11 protein-coding genes are annotated in these 9,501 nt (G+C 68.5%); 7 read left to right on the forward strand and 4 right to left on the reverse strand.

Features of this window, described 5'->3' with window-relative positions; all coding sequences use genetic code 11:
- The first annotated feature begins 189 nt into the window (after positions 1-189).
- Positions 190-1,371 (forward strand): MalY/PatB family protein, encoded by a 1,182-nt coding sequence (locus ABD172_RS11475; protein WP_344309759.1) that lies wholly within the window; start codon positions 190-192, stop codon positions 1,369-1,371.
- Positions 1,372-1,635: 264 nt separating this feature from the next.
- Here ABD172_RS11475 and ABD172_RS11480 read toward each other — a convergent pair whose 3' ends face one another.
- Complete coding sequence (locus tag ABD172_RS11480; RefSeq protein ID WP_344309760.1) at positions 1,636-2,802, reverse strand: hypothetical protein; 1,167 nt, start codon at positions 2,800-2,802, stop codon at positions 1,636-1,638.
- A gap of 414 nt (positions 2,803-3,216) precedes the next feature.
- Between ABD172_RS11480 and infA the strand changes: the two genes are divergently transcribed.
- The 6 genes from infA (at position 3,217) to rplQ (ending at position 6,388) form a co-directional block, all read left to right on the forward strand.
- Entirely contained in the window at positions 3,217-3,438 is a 222-nt protein-coding gene (gene infA, locus ABD172_RS11485; protein WP_025777906.1) for a translation initiation factor IF-1, read from the forward strand.
- Between the two features lie 90 nt (positions 3,439-3,528).
- The gene (gene rpmJ, locus ABD172_RS11490) at positions 3,529-3,642 is read left to right on the forward strand and encodes a 50S ribosomal protein L36 (RefSeq protein WP_028473449.1); all 114 of its coding nucleotides are present in this window, start codon (positions 3,529-3,531) and stop codon (positions 3,640-3,642) included.
- A gap of 296 nt (positions 3,643-3,938) precedes the next feature.
- The gene (gene rpsM, locus ABD172_RS11495; RefSeq protein ID WP_344309763.1) at positions 3,939-4,307 is read left to right on the forward strand and encodes a 30S ribosomal protein S13; all 369 of its coding nucleotides are present in this window, start codon (positions 3,939-3,941) and stop codon (positions 4,305-4,307) included.
- A gap of 24 nt (positions 4,308-4,331) precedes the next feature.
- Positions 4,332-4,733: a 30S ribosomal protein S11 gene (gene rpsK / locus ABD172_RS11500; protein ID WP_344309765.1), complete on the forward strand. Its 402-nt coding sequence runs from the start codon at positions 4,332-4,334 to the stop codon at positions 4,731-4,733.
- A gap of 98 nt (positions 4,734-4,831) precedes the next feature.
- Complete coding sequence (locus tag ABD172_RS11505) at positions 4,832-5,827, forward strand: DNA-directed RNA polymerase subunit alpha (protein ID WP_344309767.1); 996 nt, start codon at positions 4,832-4,834, stop codon at positions 5,825-5,827.
- Between the two features lie 21 nt (positions 5,828-5,848).
- Entirely contained in the window at positions 5,849-6,388 is a 540-nt protein-coding gene (gene rplQ, locus ABD172_RS11510) for a 50S ribosomal protein L17 (RefSeq protein WP_344309769.1), read from the forward strand.
- A gap of 108 nt (positions 6,389-6,496) precedes the next feature.
- Here rplQ and ABD172_RS11515 read toward each other — a convergent pair whose 3' ends face one another.
- The 3 genes from ABD172_RS11515 to ABD172_RS11525 are packed head-to-tail and all read right to left on the reverse strand — an operon-like array spanning position 6,497 to position 9,500.
- Positions 6,497-7,705 (reverse strand): hypothetical protein, encoded by a 1,209-nt coding sequence (locus tag ABD172_RS11515; RefSeq protein WP_344309770.1) that lies wholly within the window; start codon positions 7,703-7,705, stop codon positions 6,497-6,499.
- Positions 7,702-9,042 (reverse strand): GNAT family N-acetyltransferase, encoded by a 1,341-nt coding sequence (locus tag ABD172_RS11520; protein WP_344309772.1) that lies wholly within the window; start codon positions 9,040-9,042, stop codon positions 7,702-7,704. Before ABD172_RS11520 ends, ABD172_RS11515 begins: the two co-directional genes overlap by 4 nt.
- Positions 9,039-9,500, reverse strand: coding sequence for a hypothetical protein (locus ABD172_RS11525; protein WP_344309774.1), 462 nt, complete (start codon positions 9,498-9,500; stop codon positions 9,039-9,041). Before ABD172_RS11525 ends, ABD172_RS11520 begins: the two co-directional genes overlap by 4 nt.
- Position 9,501: the final 1 nt, after the last annotated feature.

Below are 9,501 nucleotides of genomic sequence, written 5' to 3' on the forward strand. Positions count from 1 at the left end.
AAAACACGGAAAATCCTCGGGAGATTTACACGAAGTTGATACGGAGGACGCCCGAGTGCGTGTCGGACCCGCACATGAGGCCGGCGCATCCACGGGCGTGTCCGGGATGTGACGACCGGAGTACTGCCGTGAACGCGGTGCGTGCACACTGGGGACATCCCCGTTCCACGAATGCGAAAGGCACCCCTCATGTCACCTGCGACTCACCGCTTCGACTCCATCACGGAGACCGCCCTCGTCGAACAGGGCTCGAACAAGTGGACGACCTACCCCGGCACGATCGGGATGCACATCGCGGAGATGGACTTCGGGGTCGCGGACCCGGTGCGGAAGAGCCTCGACGAGGTCGACCGGCGGGACCTCTTCGGGTATGCCCCCGAATGGCTGTACGACGAGGTGCGCCGGGCGACCTCCGACTTCTACGCGGACCTCTCGGGGTACCGCGTGCCGCCGGAGCGCATCGACACCCTGCCCGACGTCCTCATGGGCCTCAACGTCGCGATGGACCACTTCAGTGCGCCGGGATCGAAGATCGTCCTCCTCACACCGGCGTACATGCCGTTCTTCACGGCTCCGACCTTCGCCGGCCGCGAGGTCATCGAGGTGCCGATGATCAAGGGCGAATCCGACTGGACCGTCGACTACGCAGGCCTCGACGCGGCCTTCAAGGCCGGTGGTGGGCTCCTCGTGTTCGTCAACCCCCACAACCCCATCGGCAAGGTCTACAGCGCGAAGGAGATCGTGCGCATCGGAGAGGTCGTCGAGGCGAACGGTGCCCGCGTCTACGCCGACGAGATCCACGCCCCGCTGGTCTATTCCGAGCACTCCCATGTGCCGTACACGTCCGTGAACGAAGTGAACGCCGGACACGCGGTCACCGCGATCGCCGCGACGAAGGCCTTCAACATCCCCGGCCTCAAGTGCGCACAGATGCTCTTCTCGAACGAGGCTGACCTCGCGGTCTGGAAACAGAAGTGCCTCTTCACGGCGCACATGGCCTCGAACCCCGGGCTCTTCGCGACGGCCGCGGCCTACACCGGGAGCCGGGACTGGCTCGCAGAGGTGCGCACCTACCTCGAGGGCAACCGCGACCTCGTGACCGAGCTCCTGCCCGCACTCGTGCCGGACGCGGTCTTCATCCCGCCGCAGGGCACGTACATCGGATGGCTCGACCTCCGGGCCACGTGTGCGCGCCTCGGGATCGACCCGAGCGCACTCCACACGCACATCCTGGAGAAGGGGAAGGTGTCCTTCACCGACGGTGCGCTGTGCGGCACGGGACTCGCCGGACACCTGCGGATGAACTTCGCGACTCCGCGGCCGATCCTCCGAGAGGCGCTCGAGCGGACGGCGGCGGCGCTCTCCGAGTGACGGTGGTTCGAATACCTGCTTGCTGATCGACGGCGAAAGCACAGCACAGGGCGGTGGGCTGGTGGCGGCGCCCTCCCGCCCACACGACGAGGGGCTTCCGGCATTCGCCGGAAGCCCCTCGTCGTGTGCGCCCGAAGCCACTCCCATCGGGCGCCGCCACCACCCCACCTTGCGTTGCTCGTTCCGGACGGGCCTCAGTGCCGGGCAATCGGTTCGGCGGCTGTCGTTGCGGGCCGCGGCTGCCCTGCAATCGGTGAGTGCTGGTCAGTGCAGCGGTGGGCCGATGTTCACGGAGACGAACGCGCGTCGGAACTGCCGGGCGGACAGGTACAGATCCGTACGGCGGGGCTCGCCCTCGGGGACTCCGATGGGGTTGTGCAGGTGGACGCGGAGGGGCGCATCCGGATCGGGGTGTCCGTCCTCGTCGGTGCGGGAGACGCCGTGCGCCACGTAGACATGGCCGTCCATGAGGGCGAATGCGCGCGCGGGGTCGTCCTCCCGGGGCAGGAGGAAGGAACCACCGGGCCGCACGAGCGTCGAGGCGACGACGGGACGGCCGGTGGCCAGCGCCTCGGCGATGGGCGCGAGAGTGCGCGGTACCGGGCGAGCGGGACACCAGGTGCCGGTGAGGACGCGGAGTGCGTTCCCCGCGAAGTTCCGCTGGGCCCACACGTACCGGTGCCCGGCGAAGCCGACGACGAGGGCCTTCTCGACGAGGCTCGCCACGTTCGGACGGAGGTGCCGGTCCCCGGCCCGATTCGCCGGGGGCACGCGCGCACTCATCACGACGGTGCGCGGGCCGCGCAGTCCGTGGAGGTCGACCTCGACGAGACCATCGGGACGTACACGGACGAGTGAGGAGAGGAACCCCGGCCGCACGTGTTCGCACGCGGCCATCACCGCGACGAACCAACAATCGCCGAGGCGCCCCTGCCGCACGGAGACCGGCGCACCGCCGCCGGCGGAGGCCGGCAGGGCTCCGGCACCCGGGCCGGCGAGGGATTCGGACGCGCCGGCGCGGGATTCGGACGCGCCGGCGCGGGAGAGCCGTGCCGGGACGCTGCACGGTCGCCCGCGGCCTACGGGCTCGAGGACCGGGATCGCCCCGAGCACGACGGCGAGCTCGTCCGGCGTGAGGCGGAGGATGGGGGACGCGGGGCTGTCGGGCCGCGGCGCCTCGGCGGCGGAGTCCCCGGCGAGAGCCCGGAGCACCGCATGGCCGGCCCTGCGGGACCGACCGAGGACGCTTCCGAGGGCGCCGAGGTCCGCCCGGAACCGCGACAGGGGAATACCGCGCGTCCGGGACTCGTTCACGAGCTCGAGGACGCCCGCGGTGACCGACGTGACGACGTGCACGGCGACAGGCGCGGCGATGGAGGCCGCGGGGACCGTCGAGGAGGTCCGCGAAACGCCGGGTGCGGTGCTGGACATGTGACGAGTCTTTCGTTCCTGCGGTCCCGCGCGAACTGGCAGCCGGGGCGGGGACTGTGTAGAGTAGATGATTGGCTTGTGACCTGTGGGCAGTTCGTCCTGCTCGCTCGACACCCGTTCCGGCACATGCTCGAATACGTTCGAGCACCCTCGTGCGAACACTCACGGCATCGCCCTCCGGCGATCACCGCGGGTCTCGCACGCACCGTGCCGGGAGAACTCTACAGCGCGGCACCCTCGGGTGCCGACAGGTGTTTCTCGGGGTGGCACCCGGCAGGGTGTGTGGTGAGCGACAGGGTGATCGGTGCACGGCGAGCAGCCACCGGTACGTGCGGGCCTCCGGTTTCCTCCCGGAAGCACGTGACACGAACGAATCGCAGCACCTGCTGCGGGAAACCGAGGTTAGCGAACGATATGGCCAAAAAAGAAGGGGTCATTGAGATCGAAGGAACCGTCGTCGAAGCTCTCCCGAACGCCTCGTTCCGGGTCGAGCTGAGCAACGGTCACAAGGTGCTTGCGCACATCTCCGGAAAGATGCGCCAGCACTACATCCGCATCCTCCCCGAGGACCGCGTCGTGGTGGAGCTGTCTCCCTACGACCTGTCGCGCGGACGCATCGTCTACCGGTACAAGTAAGAAGATCTTTTCGACATCTCTTGCCGCCGGACACACCCCCGGAGGTCTCGTGCCACCGCGGGGTGTTCGTGGTGAGAAGAAGGAATAACGATGAAGGTTAAGCCCAGCGTCAAGAAGATCTGCGACAAGTGCAAAGTGATCCGTCGTCACAGCCGGGTCATGGTCATCTGCGAGAACCCGCGCCACAAGCAGCGCCAGGGCTGATCGCAGGCACCTGAGGCAGATCCGTTCGCACGGGTCGGGAGGTCGTGGTCGTGAGGCAGCAGCAATGCCGCTGAAACGTCGATGATCCGATCGATCCCTGTGAGCACCACACCCAAGCAGACCTCGCCCCCTGTCGGCCCACGCGGCCCGGTCCACCCCGGTGGAACGAGCCGGCGCCGGGTGAACGACAGGACGACACCCTCGGTTCGGAGGCCGGGGACCCGATGGAGGAGCATTTCCACCGGGATCAGGTCTGAGCAAGCACCTTCGAAACCCGAACATATGGAGAATCACCAATGGCACGTCTTGCCGGAGTAGATCTCCCGCGTGAGAAGCGCGTGGAAATCGCCCTGACATACATCTATGGTGTGGGCCGCACTCGTGCGAGCCAGACCCTGACCGACACCGGAATCAGCCCGGACACCCGCGTGAAGGACCTCACCGACGACGAGCTCGTGCAGCTGCGCGACTACATCGAAGGAACCTTCAAGGTCGAGGGTGACCTCCGCCGTGAGGTTGCAGCCGACATCCGCCGCAAGGTCGAGATCGGTAGCTACGAAGGCCTGCGCCACCGCCGCGGACTCCCCGTCCGTGGTCAGCGTACGAAGACGAATGCGCGCACCCGCAAGGGCCCGAAGCGCACCGTGGCCGGTAAGAAGAAGTAACCTCAGGTTCAGGAGTAATCACACATGCCTCCCAAGTCACGCGCCGCTGCGCGTTCCACCCGCCGCAAGGTCAAGAAGAATATCGTCAACGGCCAGGCGCACATCAAGTCGACGTTCAACAACACGATCGTGTCGATCACCGACACCACCGGCGCCGTCATTTCCTGGGCTTCCTCCGGTGAGGTCGGCTTCAAGGGTTCCCGTAAGTCGACCCCCTACGCTGCGCAGATGGCTGCCGAGTCCGCCGCTCGCCGCGCACAGGAGCACGGCCTCAAGAAGGTCGACGTCTTCGTGAAGGGTCCGGGATCCGGTCGCGAAACCGCTATCCGCTCGCTGCAGGCCACCGGCCTCGAGCTCGGCACCATCCAGGACGTGACGCCGCAGGCGCACAACGGTTGCCGTCCGCCCAAGCGTCGTCGCGGCTGATCAGAGCCTCTCGATCCACCGCAAGCGTTTTCGAGTAGTAGTACTCACCTAGTGCATGCGAGCGTCATATAGCGGATGCTCGCCGAAAGGAAGCCCACGTGCTCATCGCACAGCGCCCCACGCTCACGGAAGAGGTCGTCTCCGATTACCGTTCGCGCTTCGTTCTCGAACCGCTCGAACCGGGCTTCGGATACACCCTCGGTAACTCGCTGCGCCGTACCCTGCTGTCCTCGATCCCCGGCGCCGCTGTCACCAGCATCCGCGTCGACGGTGTCCTCCACGAATTCACCACCGTTCCCGGTGTGAAGGAGGACGTCACCGAGTTCATGCTGAACCTCAAGTCCCTCGTGGTGACCTCCGACTTCGACGAGCCCGTCGTGGCCTACCTGCGCAAGCAGGGTCCGGGCGAAGTCACCGCAGCGGACATCTCGGCGCCGGCCGGTGTGGAGATCCGGAACCCGGAGCTCTACATCGCGACGCTCAGCGAGACCGGTCGACTCGACATGGAACTCACGATCGAGCGCGGTCGTGGCTACGTTTCTGCCGAGCAGAACAAGAACGCCGACGCAGAGATCGGCCGGATCCCGGTCGACTCGATCTACTCGCCGGTGCTCAAGGTGACCTACAAGGTCGAAGCCACCCGTGTCGAGCAGCGTACCGACTTCGATCGTCTGATCGTCGATGTGGAGACCAAGCCGTCCATCACCCCGCGTGATGCGATCGCCTCCGCCGGTGGGACCCTCGTGGAGCTCTTCGGCCTGGTGCGCGACCTCAACCCCGAGTCCGAGGGTATCGAGGTCGGCCCGTCGCCGGTCGATGCAGCGCTTGCAGCGGATCTGGCTCTTGCCATCGAAGACCTGGATCTCACTGTTCGTTCCTACAACTGCCTCAAGCGCGAGGGCATCCACACCGTGGGTGAGCTCGTCGCACGCTCCGAGGCGGACCTCATGGACATCCGTAACTTCGGTTCGAAGTCGATCGACGAAGTCAAGGCGAAGCTGGCCGAGCTCGGCCTCGGCCTCAAGGACTCCGTCGGTATCTACGACACCGTCGCCGAGGACGACATGTCCTACGTCGAGGACGAGCAGCTCTAAGAACCTTCAAGGAGAAGAACAATGCCTACGCCCACCAAGGGAGCCCGCCTCGGCGGATCTCCGGCGCACGAGCGGCTCATGCTCAACAACATGGCCGCTCAGCTCTTCGAGCACAAGCAGATCAAGACGACCGTGACGAAGGCCAAGCGCCTCCGCCCGGTTGCCGAGCGTCTCATCACCTTCGCCAAGCGTGGTGACCTCGCCGCTCGCCGCCGCGTTCTGCAGCAGATCACGGACAAGGGAATCGTCCACGAGCTGTTCACCGCGATCGCTCCGGTCATGGCCGAGCGTCCCGGCGGATACACCCGTATCACCAAGATCGGTCCGCGCAAGGGCGACAACGCCCCCATGGCCATCATCGAGCTCGTTCTCGAGCCCTACTCGCCCAAGCAGGCAACCGTGAAGGAAGCCGAGCAGGTCACCGAGGCAGCTGCTGCCGAGGAGGCTCCGGTCGAGGAAGCTCCCGCAGTCGAGCCCGACGTCGAGTCCGGTGCTCAGGAGGACGAAGCACAGGCTGCCGCCGACGCCGAGCCCGTTGAGGAGAAGTTCGAGGAGAAGTGATCTTCTCGCTCTGACCTCCCGAGCTGCCCGAGGGCCCCTGGTGCGATCACATTCGATCGGACCAGGGGTCCTCGGTCCATTCACGGGAGCCGATTCACAGGAGCCCGGTCACGGGAGCCGAGGCGCCCGCGGGACCCGCTGGTCCCGGGACCTTCCCGCGCTGAAGGCGGCGAGGGGCCGCAGCCGCGGGTCCGGAGTCAGCCGGCGGGCGGCCTCGGGCACGTCCTTGAGCTCCGAGGCGACGTTCACCCGCAGGCCCGCGCCTGCCAGATGCAACCACAGGCGGTAGAGCCTCCGGCCGTGGGCGAGCAGTACGGTGGGTGACGGCGCGGAACCGGCGGTCGGCACGAGCAGTGCGAGACGGTGCGGGTTCTGCCGGGAGAGGGCGCGGAACCGGGCGCCCACGTCGTACCTGTCGGACGTCGGGGAACGGTCCGCGCGGCGTCGGTTCCCGGTCCGGCGGACGACACGATCGACCGTCCCACCGACGCCCACCGCCGCAGCCCGCACGAGGCGGTGGACCAGGTGGGTCGGCACGGACCGTCCCGTGCCCACGAGGGCATGCATTCCCCGAGCGAGCGGGGCCGGGATCCGCAGCGTGTCGGCAGTGAGTCCGTCCTCGCGGTATTGCGGCTCCCGGGGGTCGAGCCGCAACCACGCGAGCGTCTCCTCGAACACCGGGGCCGAGGACAACAGTGCGTACCTCGACAGCCCGGCTGCGCGACTCCACACGGCTTCCGTCACCTCCACGATCCGGAGTGCCGCGTCGCCGTCGCCACTTTCCGCGCGTGAGGACCGGGGGTCCTCCGCCGTCCATGCGGTGAGGGCACGGTCGAGCGCCGCGGGATCGGGAAGGAGCCGACCGCGGTCGACGCACCGGTCGCGGACGTCGGCGGGGGTGAAGGTCTCGACGGTCGCCGCCTTCGCCGAGGTCGTCTGCGCCCGGCCGTCCGGCGCGGATTCGACGACGGTCGCACGCACGTGGAGGTCCGGACCATTGCCCGTGACCGCATCGATCCGCAGGTCGGAGCCGTTCTGCCGCAGGGTGATCGCGGCCGCCTCGAGCCAGCAGCCGAGCGCGAGCGTGAGGTCCTCGTGACGGGGGTCCGCGACGGGAAGGGTGCGTTCGGGATCCACCCGGAGAACGAGCGCCGTGTGCGCCTCCGGCGTTCTGGCCTCCTCCGTTCGGAATTCCGGCACCCACGGCTGGGTGTTGTGCGCCGACGGGGCGAACCGGGCGGTGTCGAGGACCCGGGTGATCTCGGCCGGGGAGAGGAGCGTCGGCCGGCCTGCCGGATGGTGGTGCGCCTCGTTCACGCGTCGCCCTCCAGTCGGACCGCTTTCTCGAAGAAGCGGACGGTGTGGAGGGGATACCCGCCGGCCCGTTCGAACACGGCCGAGGACGCGGGATTGTCCTCGGCGATGAACGTGGCACGGAGCCGTCGGTACCCGCGTGCGTGGAGCGCTGCGAAGAGCTGCCGGGTGACGATCGAGAGGAGACCGCGACCCTGCGCCTCGGGGTCGGTGCCCTGGATGATGAGCACGGCGTCACGAGGCCGCCGTCGAAGAAGCGGACCGAGCAGCTCGCGGGCGGCGCGGAGGTCGAGCCGGCCGCCCGAGGACCGGAGCCCTCCGATCGGATCCGGGATCACGAGCGCGAAGGAGTCACACCCCGGAAGCTGTGCCCGAGCAGCGTGATCCCCTGCGCCCGCTCGGGCGGCGAGGACGACGAGCGCCGGGTCCATGACCAGTCCGAGGCCCGCCGTCTGTTCCCGCCACTGTGCCTCGTCGATCCGCGTGTAGTACGGCAGGGCTGCGAAGGCCCGGTTCATCGTGCGGTGGATCGCCCGGAGCGCATTACGAGTGCGGACCGCAGCCGCCTCGCCGACGGGCTGCCGGGAGGGGCCGACCACCTTGTGCCACGGTGAGAACACCCGTACCCCGGCGCGCGCGAGCTCGTCCCGGGTCGGGGGAGTCCGCCGGTCCGCCGGAATCCCGGCGATGTCGACCTCCCAGGTCCGGCCGCCGCCCCAGGGGGTGAAGCCGGCGTCCGTGAAGGTTGCTGCGGTCGCTTCGTCGTTCCACACGGCGTCGAAGAAACCCGGGTGTTCGAACCCCGTGGTGACGACTCCGCCGGTCATGTTCGGCAGGAGCGACACCGGTCCGAACAGGCGCACGGTGCGGGACGGCCGCGCAGTCCTCCGGTCGGCACCCGAGGCGGTCGGTGCTGCGGCAGGTGTCCCATCCCGCTCTTCGGTCCCGACACCGCGACGGGCCACCTCCTCGAGGAACCCGAACAGGGCGGCGCCGACGGCGGCGTCCGCGAACTCGGTGGCCCCGAAGAAGAGGAAATCGTCCGTGCACTGCCTCTCGGCGCGGAGTTTCGCGGCCAGGCGCGGCGCCGTGTGCACGGTCGTGCGCCCGACGACCGCGGATCCGCGCAGTGCGAGGTACAGCGCGCAGTCCCCGCCGGGGTACGGGCCGCCGTGGCGCCACCACCGCCGGACGTCCGAGGCGAACAAGGGCACCCAGTGCGCGGCGCCTCGGGACCGGGCGAGGCGGGCCGGGAGAGCGAGGAAGTCGCGGAGCTGTGCGCGTGTGGTGACCGGCACGATGCGGATCGCGGCACCGGACCCGACGGACGCGCCGGTCACGTCGCCGGTCCCGTGGTCTCCCCGTCGACCGCGGTGAAACGGTCGACCATGCCGAGTGTCCCGTCCTCCGCACGGTAGATCCCGTTCGAGTACCCCCATTCCTCGGCGGCGAGGATACGGATGAAGCCACCGAGAGCCGGGGCGTTCCGGCCGCCCTCGGTGGAGCCGGGCTCCGCGCCGACGAGCCAGTCCATGATCTCCCGGTGTTCGGGGGTGCGGGCGAAGCGCATGAGATCGTCCCGGGTGGCGAAGGCGACGACGAGGCCGATCCTGTCGGGGAACTCGTAGTAGCTGCGGTGCCACAGGTAACCCGGCGCCCGTTTCAGTGCGCGCGCGAGTTTCGGCCAGCGCCGGACCTGCCCGAGCACCGCCCAGGGGGACCGGTACCGATTGCAGCCGAGGAAGAGCGATTCGGCGCGGCCCTGGGGCAGCGCCCGGGAGAAGTCGTTCGTGCGCACG

The organism is Brevibacterium samyangense, assembly GCF_039529845.1.
Classification (GTDB): domain Bacteria; phylum Actinomycetota; class Actinomycetes; order Actinomycetales; family Brevibacteriaceae; genus Brevibacterium; species Brevibacterium samyangense.